We start from the raw sequence: 18,785 nt of genomic DNA, 5'->3' as shown, positions 1-18,785 counted from the left end.
GAACACGCTCATTTGCCGTCCCCCGCCCCATGACCCGCCGTCGCGGCGGGGTCGCCCTGCAGTTTCAGCGCCGCCGCGGTCAGCAGCACGGTCAGCACGATCAGCACCGTCGAGGCCGCGTTGACCTCGGGCGTCACCGAGAAGCGGACCATCGAATAGACCTTCACCGGGAAGGTCACCGTGTCGGGCCCGGCGGTGAAGAAGGTGATGACGAAGTCGTCCAGGCTCAGCGTGAAGGCCAGCAGCGCCCCGGCCACCAGCGACGGGGCCATGTGCGGCAGGATCACGTCCTTGATGGTGCGGAATTCGCCGGCGCCCAGGTCGCGGGCCGCCTCCTCCATCTCGCGGTTGAAGCTGGCCATGCGGGCGCGCACGACCACCGCCACGAAGGGGAACGAGAACGAGACGTGGGCGATGATGATCGCCCCCAGGTTCAGCGGCCACGGCAGTCCTTGCGGCCACGGCATGACCTTGGCGAAGAACACCAGCATGGCCACGCCCATGCAGATCTCGGGCACCACGATCGGCAGGGCCAGGGCGCCGTCCAGCGCCGTCTTGCCCGGGAAGCGGAAGCGCCAAAGGACCAGCGCCGCCAGGGCGCCGATGACCAGGCTGATCACGGTCGAGACCGCCGCGATCGTCAGGCTGTTGGCGAAGGCCTCCAGCAGGGCGGAGTCATGGAACAGCTTCTCGTAATATTTGAGCGTGAAGCCCTTCCAGACGATGTTGCGCCGGCTGTCGTTGAAGCTGAACACCATCAGGGCGATCAGCGGCGCGTAGAGGAACACGCCGACGACGGCCAGCCACAGGCGCATGGGCCAGCGGCGCAGGTATTCCAGCGGACCGGGGGGGGCGCGTTTGGTCATCCCTTGGCCTCCGGCGTCTTCTTAGCCAGCACCGCCTGGATCGCGATGGCGATGAAGGTCAGGTACATCAGCAGGAACGACATCGCCGCGCCGAACGGCCAGTCGTTGGCGCGCTTGAACTGGCGCTCGATGACGTTGGCGATCATCTGGCTGTCGGGCCCGCCTAGCAGGTCGGGCGTCAGGTAGGCACCCAGGGCCGGGATGAAGGTGATCAGAACGCCCGAGGCGATGCCCGGCAGGGCCAGCGGCACGACCACCTTGAAGATGGTCCGCAGGTGCCCGGCGCCGAGGTCGAGGCTGGCCTCCAGCAGCGACTTGTCCAGCCGGTCCAGCGCCGAATAGAGCGGCAGCACCATGAACGGCAGGTGGACGTAGACGAGACCCAGGATCACCGCGAAATTGTTGTGCAGCAGGCCCAGCGGCTGGAAGTCGCCCAGCGGCTGCAAGCCGACCAGCGCGGCGAGACCACTCCCGCCCTTCCACAGCCACTCCAGGCCCTGGTTCACATAGCCCTCGGTGCGCAGCACGGCGATCAGGGCGTAGGTGCGGATCAGGAGGTTCGTCCAGAACGGCAGCATGATCAGCAAGAGCAGCCACGCCTTGGCCTTGTCCGAGGCGAAGGTGATCGCCAGGGCCACCGGGAAGCCGGCCACCAGGCACAGGGCCGTGGTCAGGGCCGCGACCCAGGCCGACTTCAGGAAGATCTTCAGGTACAGCGGCTCGATCGCCCGGGCGTAGTTGTGGAACGTGCCGGTGATCTCGATCTGCGTCAGGCCGGCATTGTGGCCGAAGCTGTAGGCCCAGACGATCGCCATGGGCGCGAGGAAGAACAGCACCAGCCACACCAGCGGCGGTCCCAGCGCCGCGGCGAAGACGGCTTTGGCCTGTTTCCAGGATTGTTCCATTCCATTCCCCGCTATCAAAGATGCTCCCCCGCGATGCGGGGGAGCTGTCGCGGAGCGACTGAGGGGGCGAGCTGGAAGTCGGCCGAGCTGGCCCCCTCCGGCCCTCTGGGCCACCTCCCCCGCATCGCGGGGGAGGAACGCACCCTCGCCGCTCCCCCTACGCCGCCCGCACCCGGGTGATCAGTTCCTCGTACTGGCTGGCCTTTTCCGCCCCCTCGAAGGCGCCGTACTCGCACTTGGCCATGACGTCGGCGGGCGGGAAGATGACCTTGTTGTTCTTGTAGTCGTCCGGCATCAGCGCCTTGGCCGCCGCGTTTGGCGTCGGGTACAGGATCGTCTTGCTGATCTCGGCCCCGGCCTGCGCGTCCAGCAGGTAGTTGATGAAGGCGTGGGCGTTGTTCGGCCGCGGCGCGCCCTTCGGGATGCACAGGGTGTCGGAGTTGATCAAGCTGCCTTCCTTCGGCACCACGAAGTCCAGGTCCGGGTCGTCCTTCATCACCTGGGCGATGTCGCCGTTGTACTCCAGCACCAGGTCCACCTCGCCCGAGGCCAAGAGGTCCTGGCCGTTGTCGTCGTGGAAGGCCTTCACGAACGGCTTCTGCTTGATCAGCATCTGCTCGATCTTCGGCAGCATGTCCTCGGGGATGTTGTTGACCGAGTGGCCCAGGTACTTGGCGGCCAGGCGCACCAGGTCGGCGCTTTCCGACAGCAGGGCGATGCGGCCCTTGTACTGATCGCTGTCAAACAGCCACTTCCAGCTGTCGGGCACGCCCTTCACCTTGCTCTTGCGATAGCCGATGCCCAGCAGCAGCCAGGTGTAGGGCATCGAGTACTTGCGGCCCGGGTCGAAGTCCGGATTGAGGAACGACGGGTCGATGTTCTTGATGTTCGGGATCTTGGCGTGGTCCAGCGGCTCGAGCATGCCGGCCTGGCTCATGCGGGTCACGAACTCGTTCGACGGCACCACCACGTCGAAGCCGGGATTGCCGGCCTTCAGCTTGGCGAACAGCTCGTCGTTGGTCGCGAACAGGCTCATGTTCACGTCGACGCCGGTGGCCTTCTTGAAGTCGCCCAGCGTGGTTTCGCCGATATAGGTGTCCCAGTTGTAGAAGTTCAGCTTGGGCTCTTCGCCGTTCGTCGGCGCCTTGGGCTTCTGGCCGCAGGCGGTGAAGGTCAGGCCGATCGCGGCGGCGCCGGTGGCCGTCAGCAGCGAGCGGCGGTTCAGGCCTCTCCGCGTGATGGTGCTCATGGTCCCCTATCTCCCTCTAGATCGTCCGACGACGGACATGACGTTCTCGGCACAAGCTCGGTCCCTCCCCTTGGATGGAGAGGGGAAACCCTCCTCACGCAACCTCACGCGTTGCGCAGGTACCAGTCGAAATCCAACTCCGTGACCACCTCGAAGAAGCGCGCCTGTTCCGTGCGCTTGACCGACACGAACATGTCCACGAAGCGGTCGCCGAGGTAGTCGCGCAGCACCGTCGACTGCTCGAAGAGGTCGACGGCCGCGAACCAGTTGTTGGGCAGCCGGATGTTCTCCTTGGCCGCCGCCGCGTAGCCGTCGCCGACCACGGCCGGGCCGGGATCGAGCTTCTGGGTGATCCCGTGGTGGGCGCTGGCCAGCAGCACGGCCAGCACCAGGTACGGGTTGGCGTCGGCCCCGGCGACGCGGTGCTCGACGTGGCGGGTCTTGGGCGGGCCTGCCGGCACGCGGAGGCTGACGGTGCGGTTGTTGACGCCCCAGGTCGGCGCGACCGGCGCGTAGCTGTTGGCCTTGAAGCGGCGATAGCTGTTGGCGTTCGGCGCCAGGATCGCCATGCCCTCGCCCAGCAGCGCCTTCATGCCGCCGATCGCGTGCTTGAGCAGGTCCGAGCCCTCGAGGTCCTCGCTGGCGCAGAGGTTGTTCCCGGCCGCGTCGTTGACGCTGAGATGGACGTGGAAGCCGTTGCCGGCCCGGTCGCTCCAGGGCTTGGCCATGAAGGTCGCCTCGCAACCGTGGCGCAGGGCGACGCCCTTGGCGGCGCGCTTGTAGAGCACCGCGTCGTCGGCCGCGCGCAGGGCGTCGGGCTTGTGCGTCAGGGTCAGCTCGACCTGGCCCGGCGCGAACTCCGAGATCGCGCCCTCCAATGGAACGCCGATGGTGTCGGCCACGTCCCACAGCTCGCGCAGGAACGGGGCGTGGGCCTCCAGCTCGGGCAAGCCGTAGACCTGGATGCCGGTCGGCGCCTGGCCGGTCAGGGCCGACTTGGCGGGCAAGAGCTCGCCGCGCGGACCGCGTTGCAGGTCGACCAGGTAGTATTCCAGCTCGCAAGCCGCGACCGGCGTCAGGCCATCGGCGGCGTAGCGGTCCAGCACCCGTTGCAGCACGTGGCGCGGGTCGAGGTCGTTGGGCGTCCCGTCCAGCTCGTACAGCGACAGCATCACCTGGGCGACGTCGGGGCCAAGCCAGGGCGCGAGCGTCAGGGTCCCGGGCACGGGCCGCGCGCGGCGGTCGGCGTCGCCGTCCTCCCAGACGAGCCCGGTGTCCTCGCAGTCGGCGCCGGTGGTGTCGACCACCAGGATCGAGCCCGGCAGGAAGCGGCCGTAATTGTAGATCGCCTCCAGCTCATGCACCCGCAGCCGCTTGCCGCGCGGCACGCCGGTCATGCTGGTGAAGAACACCTCCACAAACCGCACCTGAGGGTTGGCGGCCAGGAAGTCCCGGCATTCTTGTGGGTCGGCGACCATCACCATGACCCCTCTCCCCTGGGGAGAGGGCGGGACCCGCGTCCGCAGGACGTGGGGGGGTGAGGGGTTTGAGCGTTTCCGGAAAAGTCAGGGCGCAGAGCCGGTCGAGGTTGGAACCCCTCACCCTCCCAAGGCTTCGCCTTGGGCCCCGCCCTCTCCCTCCGGGAGAGGGTTTCCGCCATTGCGCCGCTCATTAGTTCATCTCCCCGATCTCGACCGCGAACCCATCGACGGCCGCGACCAGCCGGTCGATCGCCGCGTCGTCGGTGACGGGCGAGACCAGCATCATGTTGTGGAAGGGCGCGATCAGCACCCCTCGGTTGATCAGCCACAAATGCAGCGCTTCCACCGCCTCGTGGTCCAGCACTTTCCGCATCTGGGCGGCGTTCTTGGGCGGCGGATCGGCGAAGACCAGCTCCACCCGCGCGCCGACATGGACGACGGACCAGGGCAGCTTGCGCGCCGCGATGACGCTCTTCAGCCCCGCCACCAGCCGCTCGGCGCCGGCCAGCATCTTCGCATAGGCGGCGTCGGTCATCACCTCGGTCAGCATGGCGCGCATGGCGGCCATGGCGAGCGCATTGCCCGAGAGCGTGGTGCCGATGCCCGACTGGCCCGGACCGATCCGCGCCTGGGCTTCGTCCATCCGCGCCGAGAGCTCGGCGGTCACGCCCCACACGGCCGCCGGCACGCCGCCGGCGATGGCCTTGCCCAGCACGAAGACGTCCGGCTCCAGCCCATGGGCGCGGGTGTAGCCGCCGGGACCAGTCGAGATCGTGTGGGTCTCGTCGATGATCAGCAGGGTCCCCGCGTCGCGGGTCAGCCGGCGCAGGGCCGCGTGGAAGCCAGGCTCGGGCAGGATCATCCCGCAGTTGGTCATCACCGGCTCGGCCAGGACGGCGGCGACCTGGTCCGAGGCCAGGGCGTTTTCCAGCGCGGCGAGGTCGTTGAACGGCACGACCCAGGTGGTGGCGGTCAGGTCGTGGACCTGGCCCAGCAGGCCCGGCTTCATGACGCGCTGCCCGTCCTTCAGCACCACAAAGGCGTCGTCGACCATGCCGTGGTAGCAGCCGTCGAACACCAGGATGACCGGCCGGCCGGTGACCGCCCGCGCCCAGCGGATCGCCGCGCGGTTGGCGTCGCTGGCCGTGGTCGCCGTCTGCCACAGCGGCAGGCCAAAGCGCTCGGCCAAGAGCTTGCCGACGATGGCGGCCGACGCCGTCGGCAGCATGAAGCCTGCCCCGCGCTTGATCTGGTCGGACACTGCCGCCGCCACCGACGGATCGCCGTGCCCGAACATCGACGGCGTGTCGCCCAGGCAGAAGTCGTCATAGAGCTTGCCATCGACGTCGGTGATCTGGGCCCCGACGCCCTGGGCGGCGAAGATCGGCGAGGGGCTCGCCCAATCGTTCATCCAGTGCATCGGCGCCCCGCCGCGCCAGTGCGCCGACGTCGCCTTGGCCATGGCGGCCGAGCGCGGATGCTCGGCCGTGAACCGCGCGCGTTCGGCGGTCAGCAGGTCGGAGAGCGGGCGGGCGGCGACGGCGGCTTGGCTCATCCAGCCACCCCGCCAAAGCACAGGTACTTGGTCTCCAGATACTCCTCGAGCCCCTCGGAGCTGCCCTCACGGCCAAGGCCGCTTTCCTTGACGCCGCCGAACGGCGCGACCTCGGTGGAGATCAGGCCTTCGTTGATCCCGACCATGCCGGCCTCGATCTTCTCGGCCACGCGCCAGCAGCGGGCGACGTCGCGGCTGTAGAAGTAGGACGCCAGGCCGAAGGGCGTGGCGTTGGCGAGATCGATCGCTTCCTGCTCGGTGTCGAACTTCACGACCGGCGCGACCGGGCCGAAGATCTCCTCGTTGAACAGGCGCATGTCCGGAGTCGCGCCCGACAGCACGGTCGGCTGGTAGAAGAGGCCGCCCAGGCTGTGACGGTCGCCGCCGACCACCGCCTTGGCGCCGCCCGCCACGGCCTCGCGCACCAGGGCCTCGACCTTCTGGATGGCCTTGTCGTTGATCAGCGGACCGATCTGGACGCCCTCGCCCGTGCCCGGTCCGACCTTCATGGCCGCGACCTTTTCAGCGAGGCGCGCGACGAAGGCGTCGTGGATGCCCGACTGCACGATCAGCCGGTTGGCGCAGACGCAGGTCTGGCCGGTGTTGCGGTACTTGCTGGCGATGGCGCCGTCGACGGCGGCCTCGAGGTCGGCGTCGTCGAAGACGATGAAGGGCGCGTTGCCGCCCAGCTCCAGCGAGAGCTTCTTCATCGTGCCGGCGCACTGCTCGTACAGCACCTTGCCGATCGGGGTGGAGCCGGTGAACGACAGCTTCCGCACCCGGCCGTCCTCGCACAGCGTCTTGCCGACCGCGCTGGAGTTGGTGGTCGTCACGACGTTCAGCACGCCCGCCGGCACGCCCGCCTCGATCGCCAGGCGGGCGATAGCGAGCGCGCACAGCGGCGTCTCGGCTGCCGGCTTGACCACCACGGTGCAGCCCGAGGCCAGGGCCGGGCCGACCTTGCGGGTGATCATGGCGATCGGGAAGTTCCACGGCGCGATGGCCGCGCACACGCCCACGGGCTGCTTGATCGAGACCAGGCGCTTGCCCGGCATCGGCGTCGGGATGGTTTGGCCGTAGGCGCGCTTGGCCTCGTCGGCGAACCAGTCGATGAACGCCGCCCCGTAGGCGACCTCGCCCTTGGCTTCCGCGAGAGGCTTGCCCTGCTCGGCGGTCATCAGGCGGGCCAGGTCGTCGGCGTGGGCGAGCATCAGGTCGCTCCACCGGCGCAGGATCGCCCCCCGCTCCTTGGCGGTCCGCGCGGCCCAGGCGGGGAAGGCCCGGTGCGCGGCGTCGATGGCCAGCGTCGTCTCGGCCGCGCCCAGGTCGGCGACCTGGGCGATCACCGTCCCGTCGGCGGGATTGAGCACGTCGAACGTCTGGTCGCCCTGGACCCAGAGGCCGTCGATGAAGGCTTCGGTTTCAACGAGATTCAGATGGGGCATGGAAGTCACCTCAGCGTCACGGACACCGACTTCAGGTCGGCGTACTTGTGCAACGCATGAAGGCTGCGGTCACGGCCAAAGCCGGACTGCTTGAAGCCCCCGAACGGCATGGTGATGTCGCAGGCGTCCCAGCCATTGACCCAGACGAGTCCGGCCTTCAGCCGCCGCGCGCCGCGCAGGGCGCGGTTGACGTCCGAGGTCCACAGGCCCGCGGCCAGGCCATAGACGGTGTCGTTGGCGAGCGCGATCGCCTCGTCCTCGGTGGTGAAGCTCATCACCCCCAGGACCGGCCCGAACACCTCCTCGCGGGCCAGGGCGTGGCTGGGCTGCAGGCGGTCGAAAATGGTCGGCTCGACATAGAAGCCGCCGGTCTCCTTCAGCACCTGGCCGCCGCCCAGCACCCGCCGCGCGCCCTGCGTGCCGGCGATGGCGATGTAGCCGAGCGCGGTGTTCATCTGCCGCTCGCTGACCATGGCCCCGAACTGGGTGGAGGGGTCCAGCGGGTCGCCGACCTTCATGCCCTTGGCCACCTCGGCGACCCGCTCGACGAAGGCCTCCTTGATCGAGGCCTCAACCAGCAGGCGCGAGGCGGCGGTGCAGACCTCGCCCTGGTTATAGAACACGCCCCAGGCGGCGGCCTGGGCGGCGGCCTCCAGGTCGGGGCAGTCGGCGAAGACGATCTGGGGCGACTTGCCGCCCAGCTCCAGGCTGATCCGCTTCAGGTTCGAGCGGGCCGAATACTCCATCAGCTTGCGGCCGACCGGACCCGAGCCGGTGAAGGCGATCATGTCGACGTCCATCGACAGGGCCAGCGCCTCGCCGGTGACCGCGCCCGGACCGGGGACGACGTTCAAGACCCCTGCCGGGAGCCCCGCTTCCAGGGCGAGCGCGCCCAGCTTCAGGGCCGTCAGCGGCGACTCCTCGGCCGGTTTCAGCACCACCGAATTGCCCATGGCGAGCGCCGGGGCGACCTTCCACATCGCCATGTGCAGCGGGAAGTTCCACGGCACGATCGCCCCGATCACGCCCAGCGGCTCGTGGACCGCGTAGCTCAGGCGATCCACGGGAGAAGCTCCGACCTCGCCATAGACCTTGTCCAGCGCCTCGGCGTACCAGCGGCAGGTGTTGATCGCGAGCGGGATGTCGACATTGCGCGCGTCGCTGATCGGCTTGCCGACGTCGAGGCTCTCCAGCAGGGCCAGCTCGTCGGCGTCGCGCTCCATCAGCTCGGCCAGGCGGAACAGCGTCGCCTTCTTGGCGCGCGGCCCCTGGTCGCGCCAGCGGCCGTCCTCGAAGGCCGTGCGGGCGGCGAAGACCGCCAGGGCCACGTCCTCCTTCTGGCAGGCGGCGACGGTGTTCAGCAGCTTGCCGTCGCGCGGCGAGACATTGTCGAAGGTCTGACCCGACATCGCGTCGGCGTGCGCGCCGTCGATAACCGCCTGGCTCGGAAGAGCAAGGCGCGCCAGGCGCTCGGCGATATCGGCGGGCAGGGTCAAGGGTGTAGATCCCTAATATTGTGATCACAGTTCGCGCGGACTTGAGCGCTGTCAAGCCGGCCGCTCACGCGCTGGCCTCCACGGCCGCGCGCATCTTGTCCATGCCCTCGGAAAGGTCAGCGGCGATGGCGCGACGGGCGCCGTCGGGATCCTTGGCCTTGAGCGCGGCGATCGCCTCGGCGTGGCGGTCGGCGACCAGGCCGTCGGCCCCCACCCGGCCGAACACCACCCGCATGAACGGCCCAACCTGCAGCCAGAGACCGCCGGCCATGGCCTCCAGCACCTCGGCCCCGGCCCGCTCGTAGATCGCGAAGTGGAAGGCGTGGTTGGCGGTCATGTAGCGGTCGACATCGCCCAGCCGCAGGGCCTCGTCGACGTCGGCGTCGATGGCTTGCAGCTGACGCACCAAGCTGGCGTCGGCGTTCAGCGCCGCCCGCGCCGCCAGCTCCGGCTCGACCCACAGGCGGGCCAGGGACAGCTGCTCCAGCCGGTCGGCGGTCAGCGAAGGCACCGACAGGCGCTTGTTGGCCGGATTGATCGCCAGGGCCCGCTCGGCCGCCAGCCGCCGGACCGCGTCGCGCACCGGCATCGGCGAGACACCCAGCTCGGCGGCCAGGCTGCGTAGGGACACGCCCTTGCCCGGCGCGATGCGCCCGGTGATCAGCGCCTGCCGGATCGCCTCGTACACCTGGTCGTGCACGGCTGTCTGATCGGCGAGCGGCTTGCGGGTCTTCATCCCGGACTTTCCGTGAAGGGCTTGCAAGTTGACGCGTAATTGCGATCACAATGCAAGCGCTCACTCTTTAGTGGCGCGCGTCCGGGCGGCGAACCGCACACACTTCGCCTGACGCGCTTGGAGGAAGACCCGCCATGCCCGACTTCGGCGCCAACGACCTCGACGCCTTCTGGATGCCGTTCACGCCGAACCGGCGGTTCAAGGCCCATCCGCGCATGCTCTCCTCGGCCAGCGGCATGTGGTACCGCACGCCCGAGGGCCGCGAGGTGCTGGACGCGACCTCGGGCCTCTGGTGCGTCAACGCCGGCCACGACCGCCCGAAGATCCGCGAGGCGATCCAGAAGCAGGCCGCCGAGATGGACTACGCGCCCTGCTTCAACATGGGCCACCCGCTGGCCTTCCAGTTCGCCTCGCGCCTGGCGCAGATCACGCCAAAGGGCCTCGACCGCATCTTCTTCACCAACAGCGGCTCGGAGTCGGTCGACACGGCGCTGAAGATCGCGCTGGCCTACCACCGCGCCCGGGGCAAGGGGACCAAGACCCGGCTGATCGGGCGCGAGCGCGGCTATCACGGCGTCGGCTTCGGCGGCATTTCGGTGGGCGGCATCCCGAAGAACCGCATGTACTTCGGCTCGCTTCTGACCGGCGTCGACCACCTGCCCCACACCCACGGCCTGCCTGGCAACGCCTTCGCCAAGGGCCAGCCCGAGCACGGCGCGCAGCTGGCCGACGAGCTGGAGAAGATCGTCGCCCTGCACGACGCCTCCAACATCGCCGCCGTGATCGTCGAGCCTGTGGCCGGCTCCACCGGCGTGCTGATCCCACCCAAGGGCTATCTCGAGCGCCTGCGGGCGATCTGCGACAAGCACGACATCCTGCTGATCTTCGACGAGGTGATCACCGGTTTCGGCCGCGTCGGCGCCCCCTTCGCCGCCGACCGCTTCGGCGTCACGCCGGACCTCATCTGCATGGCCAAGGGCCTGACCAACGCCGCCGTCCCCTGCGGGGCCGTCGCGGCATCGGGCCAGATCTACGATGCGATGATGGAGGGCGCGGACGCCCCCATCGAGCTCTTCCACGGCTACACCTATTCGGCCCATCCGCTGGCCTGCGCGGCGGGCCTGGCGACTCTGGAGACCTACCAGGAGGACGACCTCTTCGCCCGCGCCGCCGGCCTCGAAGGCTATTGGCAGGACGCCATGCACAGCCTGGCCGACGCTCGCCACGTCATCGACGTCCGCAACCTCGGCCTCGTCGCCGGCATCGAGCTCTCCCCCCGCCCCGGCGCCCCGACCGCCCGAGCCATGGAGGTCTTCGAGACCTGCTTCGACGAAGGCCTGCTGATCCGCGTCACCGGCGACATCATCGCCCTATCCCCGCCGCTGATCCTGGAGAAGGCGCACATCGACCGGATGGTCGAGACGATCCGGGCGGTGCTGGGAAGAGTGGATTAGGGCTTGGGAAGATGAGCCTTCCCAGCACTTGATGTTACCGCGCTAGACGCAGCGGCCGCGCCTTGAGGCTGAAAGCCACTATACCCTGCGTGAAAGAGAAAAATCGTCGCCAAGAAGGACGCACATACCGAGAAAGTCAGCCATCTGTTTGCGCCAACCTTTCCCTTGTAAACCTTTGCATTTGAAGAAGAAATATCAGAAATTACTTCTTCGACCTGCTTATCCCGCTTCTCATGCGCGTTCTTTTCAGAGAGCAGCTTGGCGAGAACGAAGCGTCTAAATTCCTCTTCTGCTTTCTCGCCATAAATGAGCTTCGCCCCGCTGAGATCTACAGGCGCGAAGGGGTCGGTAAGCGGAGTTGCTGCCTCAGCGAGGAGACGACTCATCCTCGCCTCCGCCACGTCGACATGAAGCTGATACGAGAGTGCTAGGGAGAAGGTCTGGAGAGCAGTAACCGCTGAGATCAAACCTAGACCGTAGAGAGCAAGCGCAGGAGCCAAAGCTCTGAATGCAAAGTTTGGATCATCTACGTTTCCTATAATGCCGCCGATGGTGATCAGAGCGGCACCGTTGGCAAGCGCGACGGCAGTGTAGTGCGCGCCAGTCATGTCGTGCAGACGCGCACGTGATGCGTGAAATTTCTCCAGCATCATCCCCTCCGCTAAGCGTCAGAGATGCAAATAGGCGACTTCCCCGCCACCTTGTCCAGCTTGCCCCCTCTAAACCCCACCTCAACCCTTCCGCCCTATCCTGTCCGATCGCAGCGGAGATCGGACGTGGCTCAAGGGTGCGGCGGCTGTCGGGACGGCCAGGATTTCGAGACGCCGTTTTCGATGGCGTTCCAGCCGATCGTCGACGTCTCGACGGGCGAGGTGTTCGCCCATGAAGCGCTAGTGCGCGGGATCGGCGGCGAGGGCGCCGGGTCGGTGCTCTCGACGGTGTCCGACCATAACCGCTACGTCTTCGACCAGCAGTGCCGGGTGAAGGCGATCGAGCTGGCGACCGGCCTTGGCCTGGCCCAGACCGGCGCGCGCCTGTCGATCAACTTCATGCCCAACGCCGTCTACGAGCCCCGCGCCTGCATCCGCCTGACCCTGGCGACGGCGATGCGGACCGGCTTTCCGCTGGATCGGCTGATCTTCGAGTTCACCGAGAACGAGACGCTCGACACCCAGCACGTGCTGGACATCCTGCGCACCTATCGCGCCATGGGCTTCAAGACGGCGATCGACGACTTCGGCGCGGGCTTCGCGGGGCTGAACCTGCTGGCCAAGTACCAGCCGGATATCGTCAAGCTGGACATGGAGCTGATCCGCGACATCGACCGCGACCGGGCCAAGCGGACGATCGTCTCGCACCTGCTTTCCATGCTGAAGGACCTCGACATCACCGCGGTCTGCGAGGGCGTCGAGACCCACGCGGAGCTGACCGTCCTGCGCGACCTGGGCGTTGATCTGGTCCAGGGCTACGCGATCGCCCGGCCGCTGTTCGAGGGCCTGGCCGTTCCCGCCCCTATCCCCTCGGCCGATACGCCATCGCCACGTCGCAGCGCTCATAGCGCGCGCCGAAAGTCCGCATGATCGTAGCGTCGTGGACGAAGCCCAGCTTCTCGTAGAGGTGGATGGCCGCGGCGCACTTCTTGTTGGTCAGCAGATAGACCTTGTCCATGCCGAGACTCGCGGCCCGCTCCAGGGTCTTGGCCAGCAAGAATTCGCCGACCTTCAGCCCCCGGGCGCTCTTCAGGACGCCCATCTTGGTCAGCTCGACCCAGCCGTCCTTGGAGACCATCAGGGCGCAGGTCCCGACCACGCCGAGCTCTGGCGTCTCCGCGAACAGCACCACCCCGCCCTTGTCGAGGATCAGCTCGCGTGGCCGGGTCAGCAGGGCGACGTCGTTCTCCTCCAGGGTGAACATGTCCTGGATCCACTCGGCGTTGATCCGGTGGAAGGCCTCGGCGAGGTCGTCGGAGAAGTCGCGCGCCCACATGGTCGGCGGGCCGGCGGCTTCGATCCGTGTCAGCAGAGAGGCCTGCGCCAGACGCTGCTCCACCTTGGCCAGGCCCTGCATGAAATCGCCCTCGAGGCCCTCGACCAACTCCGCCGCCGCCGGCTCGATGCGTGGCAGCAGCTCGGTCTGGATGCGGACCAGCAGCGCCTCGCCCTTCGCCGTCAGCGCCAGCCGCCGCGTGCGGCCGTCGCCCGGCGCGCGGCGGGTCTCGACGAAACCATCGTCCTCCAGGCTCTTCAGCGCGCGGGTCACGGTCGGCTGGGCCAGTTGCAGGCGCTCGGCCAGTTCGCCCACCGCGATCGGGCCGTGCAGGCGGATCGTCAGCAGCAGCGACATCTGGGCCGGCTGCACCGGCAGGTCCAGCGAGCGCGCGACCTCGGCCGCGTCGGCCTGCATCCGCTCGGCCAGGCGCTTTAGCCGACTGCCCAGAAAGCCCACGCCGTACCCCGCTAGAAGATCCATGCCGCCCTCCATTCATAGCGCGCTATATAGCTAGCTATGAATAGGCCGACAGAGCAAGCGCCAATCACATTCTGAAGGCAGGGATGACGACGCACCGCACCTCGTTCCTGATGACCGTGACGGCCGCCGAGCGCGTTCCCCCCAGGTCGTAGAACCATTCGCGCCCGCCCTGGGCCACGGCCAGATAGTTCGGCGCGTTGAACTTGCAGACCTGGTAGCGAACCTTCGCGCCGCCGATCCGGTCGACCAGGTGCGTACAGGTCATCGCCCCGCCCGCGCGCCGGTACAGCGTCTCGTCATAGGGCGTGACCTGGGGATAGTGGCCGAGGCTTCGGAAGACCTTCGGATCCAGCGACGCGCAGGGCGGACCGCTGACGCGCCAGAACGCGTCCCGCCGCGCCTGCTCCGCGCGATCGCGGCGCGCGGTGACCTCGGCGCCGAGCCCCACCAGCGCCGCCAGGCCAAGGCCCATCGCCGCCCAACGCCAACGACGGGACGAGAGCCCCTCAAGCGGCGGCCCGCCGCCACGAACTTGATCGGTCGCCATGTAAAACTCACATTCGTAATTTTGATCTACAGGCGTAAATCAGAATGGCGCGCCTGTCATCCCATCGAACAACGATCGCGACGCTTGACGCCGATGCGTTACATTTGTAGCGTACTCACGACACATGGAGATCGCCCGGCGATGACCGAACCCTCCGACCTCGAACTTGAAGTCCTGAAGGCCTTCTGGCGCGGCGGCGCGATGAGCGCCCGTGAGGCCCAAGGTCTGATCGAACCCGAACTGGGCTGGAGCGCCTCGACCACCCGCACCGTGCTGGAGCGGATGGTCGCCAAGGGCCTGCTAACCCGCCGCTCGGTGCACGGCCTGGCGGTCTACGAGGCCCAGAAGGCCAAGGTCGACGTGATCGGCGGCGTTCTGAACCGCCTGCGCGGCCTGCTCGAGATCGACGGCCGCCTGCCCGCCTCGGCCTTCGCCGGCAGCCAGATCCTGTCCGAGGCGGAGATCCAGGAACTGGAAACCCTGCTCAACACGACCCAGGCGGAGGACAAGGCATGAGCCCGCTGCTGACCTCGACCGCGCTTGGCCTGGTCGCCGCCTTGCCCGCTTCTGGCCTGGGGTGGCTGATCGGCGCGACCGCCGATCGCCTGACCGGCCATCCCGGGACGCGGACCGCGGCGTGGAGCGGGGCGGTCGCCTTGCCGCCGACGATGCTGGCCCTGGTGGTGGGCGTCGCGGCCCTGCCCAAGGCCGCCACCGCGACCGTCTATGAAGTCGCCCAGGCTTCGCCCGTGATCGCGGCCGCGGGCGCGGCGATGAACGCCGCCTCGACGCGAGCCCTGTCCGGCTTCGACGGCTTCGAGGTCATGAGCGCGGCCCTGGCGGCCGGCGCGCTGGGCGGCCTGGCAATGGCGGTCGCGCGCCAGGCCGTCGGTCGCGCCAAGCTTAGAGGCGTCGTGGCTCGAGCACGACCCGCCTCGCGGGACCTTGCCCTGGCCGTCGCCGCCGCCGCCCGCCGCATGGACACCGCCTGGCCGGAGGTCAGGATCAGCGACGATATCGACCAACCTCTCTTGGCCGGCCTGTCCGAGCCCGTGATCCTTCTGCCCAGCGACCTGGCCGAGCAACTGGACGCCGACCAACTGGCCCCCATCTGCGCCCACGAACTGGCGCATCTGAAGCGCGGCGACAACTGGCGGCTGCTGTTCGAACACCTGGTCGGCGGCGCCCTCTGGATGATCCCGCCTTACGCCGTGCTGCGCGCCCGCGCCGCCGCCGCGCGCGAGGAATTGGCCGACGCCCTGGCCCTGGAGGATGCGCCGCCCGCGCTTCGCCAGCGGTACGCGGAAACCCTGATCGACGTGCTCCGCGCCCGCGCCGCGACCACCCTGCACCCCGCCTTCACCGGAAAGGGACGGAGATCCATCGCCATGCGCCTGAAAGCGATCATCAATCCCAGCGCCCCGGCCAGCTTGGCCCGCCGCGCCGTCCTGGCGCTGGTCGCCATGCTGGCCGTGACGACCGCCGCCACCGCTTCGATCGCCCTCGCCCACCAGGGCGACGGCGGGAGAAAGCCCAGCAGCCGCAGCGTGATCTCCGACGAGAAGGGTCTTTATGTCGACATCCGCTCGGACTTCGTGCGCGTGACCAACGCCGAACTCATCGGCGGCGAGCTGAAGCCGGAGGATGGGCAGGTCTGGGTCTATCACGGCGATGTCGAGGTGCGCGGGCGACTGAACTCGCCCCAGATCCGTATGCTGCTGAACGGCGGAGCGCCGCCGCCAGGCTTCGACCCTGTCGCCTTGCCCAAGGGCGCGGTCCAGGAATTACAGGTGACCCACTACAACCGCGACGCCACGCCCACCATGGTGCTGAACTTCATCACCAAGACGCCCTGAGGACAGCGGTGACACCGGTGGACAGAACCTAGGTCCGGCGGCATTTTCCTCCGCGACGGCGAGCGCCGAGGCGCCACGCCGCTCTGGGGGGATGACACCATGATCGCTCGCTTGAGCGGCGCCGTTTGCGCCTTGACCTTGGCCTTCTCCGTCGGAGCGGCCGCAACGGCCTCGGCGGAGGGCGTGCTCGCTTTCCCCGGCGCCGAGGGCGCGGGGCGCTTCGCGGTCGGCGGGCGCGGCGGGGCCGTGCTGCGGGTGACGAACCTGGAGGACTCCGGCCCAGGCTCCTTGCGCGCGGCGATCGAGGCCAAGGGGCCGCGCACGGTGGTGTTCGACGTCGCCGGCACGATCGCGCTGAAGAGCGAGCTGAAGATCCGCGAAGGCCGGATCACCATCGCCGGCCAGACCGCGCCCGGCGGCGGGATCACCCTGCGCGACCAGACCCTGGTGGTCTCGGCCGACGACGTGGTGATCCGCTTCATCCGCTCGCGCCTGGGCGCCGAGAGCAAGGTCGAGGGCGACGCGATCTGGATCAGCGGCGGCCGGCGGATCATCCTGGACCACGTCTCGGCCAGCTGGTCGGTCGACGAGACCCTGTCGGCCTCGGCGCGCTACGACCGGCCGGACCAGGGTTTCTACGACCTGACCGTCCAGTGGTCGATCATCGCCGAGAGCCTGGCCCATTCGATCCACGTCAAGGGCGACCATGGCTATGGCAGCCTGATCCGGGGCGGGAACGGGTCGAAGATCAGCTTCCACCACAATCTGTGGGCCAACCACATGGCCCGCATGCCCCGGCCCGGCAATTACGAGGGGCCGGACAAGGATCCGGTCGGCGCGCTGTTCGATTTCCGCTCGAACGTCTTCTACAACTGGGGTCACGACCGGGCGGGCTACAACGCCGACAAGGCGACGCTGTCGGCCTACAACTTCGTCGACAACGCCTATGTCCCGGGCCCCAATTCCGAGAAGCGCTTCGCCTTCAAGGAGAGCGACACGCTGGCGAAAGCCTATTTCGCCGGCAACAGCATGGACGGCGTGGTTCCGGCCGATCCGTGGAGTCTCGTGACCTTCACCATCCCCGAGCCCGCCGGCTATCGCCTGGCCGCGCCAGTGGACGTGGCGCCTGTCACGCCGGAGCCGGCCGCCAAGGCCTATGCGCGCGTGCTGGCCGACGCCGGGGCCTCGGTGTGGCGCGATCCGGTCGATCGCCGGATCGTCGAGGGCGTGCGGACGCGGACCGGCAAGGTCATCGACACCCAGGCGGACGTCGGCGGCTGGCCCGACCTGCCCGCCGGCAAACCAGCCAAGGACTCGGACGGCGATGGCATGCCCGACGCCTGGGAAGCGGCGCACGGGCTGGATCCCCGAAAGCCCGACGGCGCGACGCCCGCCAAGGACGGCTCGGGCTGGACGAACCTGGAGCTTTATCTGGCGGACGCGGCGAAGGTTCGGGGGTGAACCCAAATCCTCCCCCTAGCGGGGGAGGTGTCGGCTCGAAGAGACGACGGAGGGGGAAGTTCTGCCGACCTTGCGCCTTCCCCCACCGGCGCTTCGCGCCACCTCCCCCGCTGGGGGGAGGATCTTTGCGGCTTTTGCCCCCTCGCCCGGTTTCCGCTAGAAGCCGCGCCATGTCGCACAACACCTTCGGTCACCTGTTCCGCGTCACCACCTGGGGCGAGAGCCACGGCCCCGCGCTGGGCTGCGTGGTCGACGGGTGCCCGCCCGGGATCGCCCTGACGGCCGAGATGATCCAGGGCTTCCTGGACAAGCGCCGTCCGGGCAGCGGCAAGTTCGTGACCCAGCGCCAGGAGCCGGACGCCGTGCGCATCCTGTCGGGCGTGTTCGAGGACGAGCGCAGCGACGGCCAGCGCACGACCGGAACCCCGATCAGCCTGATGATCGAGAACACCGACCAGCGCTCGAAGGACTATTCCGAGATCGCCCAGGCCTTCCGCCCGGGTCACGCCGACTACGCCTATTTCGCCAAGTACGGGATCCGCGACTATCGCGGCGGCGGCCGCAGCTCGGCCCGCGAGACCGCCGCGCGGGTGGCGGCCGGCGCGATCGCGCGCCTGGTCATCCCCGGCGTCACGGTCCGCGCGGCCCTGACCCAGATCGGCCCTTACGCGATCAACCGCGACAACTGGGACTGGGATCAGGTCGAGCAGAACCCCTACTGGTCCCCCGACGCGGCCATCGTCCCGGTGTGGGAAGAGCACCTCGAGAAGATCCGCAAGGCCGGCTCGTCGACCGGCGCGATCGTCGAGGTCGAGGCGACCGGCGTCCCGGCCGGCTGGGGCGCGCCGCTCTACGGCAAGCTGGACGCCGAGCTGGCCGCCGCCCTGATGTCGATCAACGCCGCCAAGGGCGTCGAGATCGGCGAAGGCTTCGCCAGCGCCGCCCTGACCGGCGAGGACAACGCCGACGCCATGCGCCGGGGTCCGGACGGCCAGCCGATGTTCCTGTCCAACCACGCGGGCGGAATCCTGGGCGGCATCTCGACCGGCCAGCCGGTGGTGGCGCGGGTGGCCTTCAAACCGACATCTTCGATCCTGATACCTAGGCAGACGCTCAACGAGGCGGGCGAGGAGATCGACCTGCGCACCAAGGGCCGCCACGATCCGTGCGTCGGCATCCGCGGCGTTCCGGTGGTAGAGGCCATGACCGCCTGCGTGCTCGCCGACGCCTTCCTGAGGCACCGGGCTCAAACCGGAGGTTGAACT

17 protein-coding genes are annotated in these 18,785 nt (G+C 68.5%); 6 read left to right on the top strand and 11 right to left on the bottom strand.

What is annotated here, in order from left to right; all coding sequences use genetic code 11:
• Window positions 1-8 precede the first annotated feature (8 nt).
• The 8 genes from CSW60_RS15540 to CSW60_RS15500 all read right to left on the bottom strand — a co-directional run bounded on the left by CSW60_RS15540 (window position 9) and on the right by CSW60_RS15500 (window position 9,733).
• A complete protein-coding gene (locus CSW60_RS15540; protein WP_099538222.1) occupies window positions 9-866 on the bottom strand; it encodes an ABC transporter permease in 858 nt (285 codons plus the stop codon).
• Window positions 863-1,771 (bottom strand): ABC transporter permease, encoded by a 909-nt coding sequence (locus CSW60_RS15535; protein WP_099538221.1) that lies wholly within the window; start codon window positions 1,769-1,771, stop codon window positions 863-865. The genes CSW60_RS15540 and CSW60_RS15535 overlap by 4 nt, the downstream gene beginning before the upstream one ends.
• 157 nt (window positions 1,772-1,928) lie before the next feature.
• Complete coding sequence (locus CSW60_RS15525) at window positions 1,929-3,020, bottom strand: PotD/PotF family extracellular solute-binding protein (RefSeq protein ID WP_099538220.1); 1,092 nt, start codon at window positions 3,018-3,020, stop codon at window positions 1,929-1,931.
• Between the two features lie 104 nt (window positions 3,021-3,124).
• The gene (locus tag CSW60_RS15520; protein ID WP_099538219.1) at window positions 3,125-4,504 is read right to left on the bottom strand and encodes a glutamine synthetase family protein; all 1,380 of its coding nucleotides are present in this window, start codon (window positions 4,502-4,504) and stop codon (window positions 3,125-3,127) included.
• A gap of 187 nt (window positions 4,505-4,691) precedes the next feature.
• On the bottom strand, window positions 4,692-6,056 hold the full coding sequence (locus CSW60_RS15515; RefSeq protein WP_099538218.1) for an aspartate aminotransferase family protein: 1,365 nt from the start codon (window positions 6,054-6,056) through the stop codon (window positions 4,692-4,694).
• Complete coding sequence (locus tag CSW60_RS15510) at window positions 6,053-7,510, bottom strand: NAD-dependent succinate-semialdehyde dehydrogenase (protein ID WP_201723071.1); 1,458 nt, start codon at window positions 7,508-7,510, stop codon at window positions 6,053-6,055. The genes CSW60_RS15515 and CSW60_RS15510 overlap by 4 nt, the downstream gene beginning before the upstream one ends.
• Window positions 7,507-8,997 (bottom strand): aldehyde dehydrogenase, encoded by a 1,491-nt coding sequence (locus CSW60_RS15505; RefSeq protein ID WP_099538216.1) that lies wholly within the window; start codon window positions 8,995-8,997, stop codon window positions 7,507-7,509. Before CSW60_RS15505 ends, CSW60_RS15510 begins: the two co-directional genes overlap by 4 nt.
• A gap of 64 nt (window positions 8,998-9,061) precedes the next feature.
• Window positions 9,062-9,733: a GntR family transcriptional regulator gene (locus CSW60_RS15500; protein ID WP_099538215.1), complete on the bottom strand. Its 672-nt coding sequence runs from the start codon at window positions 9,731-9,733 to the stop codon at window positions 9,062-9,064.
• A gap of 134 nt (window positions 9,734-9,867) precedes the next feature.
• Here CSW60_RS15500 and CSW60_RS15495 point away from each other — a divergent pair, with 134 nt between their 5' ends.
• Complete coding sequence (locus CSW60_RS15495; RefSeq protein WP_099538214.1) at window positions 9,868-11,187, top strand: aspartate aminotransferase family protein; 1,320 nt, start codon at window positions 9,868-9,870, stop codon at window positions 11,185-11,187.
• Here the strand turns inward: CSW60_RS15495 and CSW60_RS23200 are convergent.
• Window positions 11,184-11,840, bottom strand: coding sequence for a hypothetical protein (locus CSW60_RS23200; protein ID WP_143324198.1), 657 nt, complete (start codon window positions 11,838-11,840; stop codon window positions 11,184-11,186). The genes CSW60_RS15495 and CSW60_RS23200 overlap by 4 nt on opposite strands.
• A 180-nt stretch (window positions 11,841-12,020) precedes the next feature.
• On the opposite strand from CSW60_RS23200, the gene CSW60_RS15490 reads away from it, so the two are divergent.
• On the top strand, window positions 12,021-12,767 hold the full coding sequence (locus CSW60_RS15490) for an EAL domain-containing protein (RefSeq protein ID WP_236634335.1): 747 nt from the start codon (window positions 12,021-12,023) through the stop codon (window positions 12,765-12,767).
• Here CSW60_RS15490 and CSW60_RS15485 read toward each other — a convergent pair.
• Window positions 12,700-13,656: a bifunctional helix-turn-helix transcriptional regulator/GNAT family N-acetyltransferase gene (locus CSW60_RS15485; RefSeq protein WP_099538212.1), complete on the bottom strand. Its 957-nt coding sequence runs from the start codon at window positions 13,654-13,656 to the stop codon at window positions 12,700-12,702. The genes CSW60_RS15490 and CSW60_RS15485 overlap by 68 nt on opposite strands.
• Before the next feature lie 64 nt (window positions 13,657-13,720).
• Window positions 13,721-14,203, bottom strand: coding sequence for a hypothetical protein (locus CSW60_RS15480; RefSeq protein ID WP_143324197.1), 483 nt, complete (start codon window positions 14,201-14,203; stop codon window positions 13,721-13,723).
• 141 nt (window positions 14,204-14,344) lie between these two features.
• Between CSW60_RS15480 and CSW60_RS15475 the strand changes: the two genes are divergently transcribed.
• From CSW60_RS15475 to aroC, 4 genes are all read left to right on the top strand, one after another.
• The gene (locus CSW60_RS15475; RefSeq protein WP_099538210.1) at window positions 14,345-14,719 is read left to right on the top strand and encodes a BlaI/MecI/CopY family transcriptional regulator; all 375 of its coding nucleotides are present in this window, start codon (window positions 14,345-14,347) and stop codon (window positions 14,717-14,719) included.
• The gene (locus tag CSW60_RS15470; protein ID WP_099538209.1) at window positions 14,716-16,059 is read left to right on the top strand and encodes a M56 family metallopeptidase; all 1,344 of its coding nucleotides are present in this window, start codon (window positions 14,716-14,718) and stop codon (window positions 16,057-16,059) included. Before CSW60_RS15475 ends, CSW60_RS15470 begins: the two co-directional genes overlap by 4 nt.
• Before the next feature lie 99 nt (window positions 16,060-16,158).
• Complete coding sequence (locus tag CSW60_RS15465) at window positions 16,159-17,520, top strand: pectate lyase (RefSeq protein ID WP_099538208.1); 1,362 nt, start codon at window positions 16,159-16,161, stop codon at window positions 17,518-17,520.
• Between the two features lie 170 nt (window positions 17,521-17,690).
• On the top strand, window positions 17,691-18,782 hold the full coding sequence (gene aroC, locus CSW60_RS15460) for a chorismate synthase (RefSeq protein ID WP_099538207.1): 1,092 nt from the start codon (window positions 17,691-17,693) through the stop codon (window positions 18,780-18,782).
• Window positions 18,783-18,785: the final 3 nt, after the last annotated feature.

Origin of the sequence: Caulobacter sp. X (assembly GCF_002742635.1) — a bacterium.
Classification (GTDB): domain Bacteria; phylum Pseudomonadota; class Alphaproteobacteria; order Caulobacterales; family Caulobacteraceae; genus Caulobacter.
The sequence above is the reverse complement of the archived record's forward strand: the minus strand, read 5'-3'. Positions and strand labels throughout refer to the sequence as shown.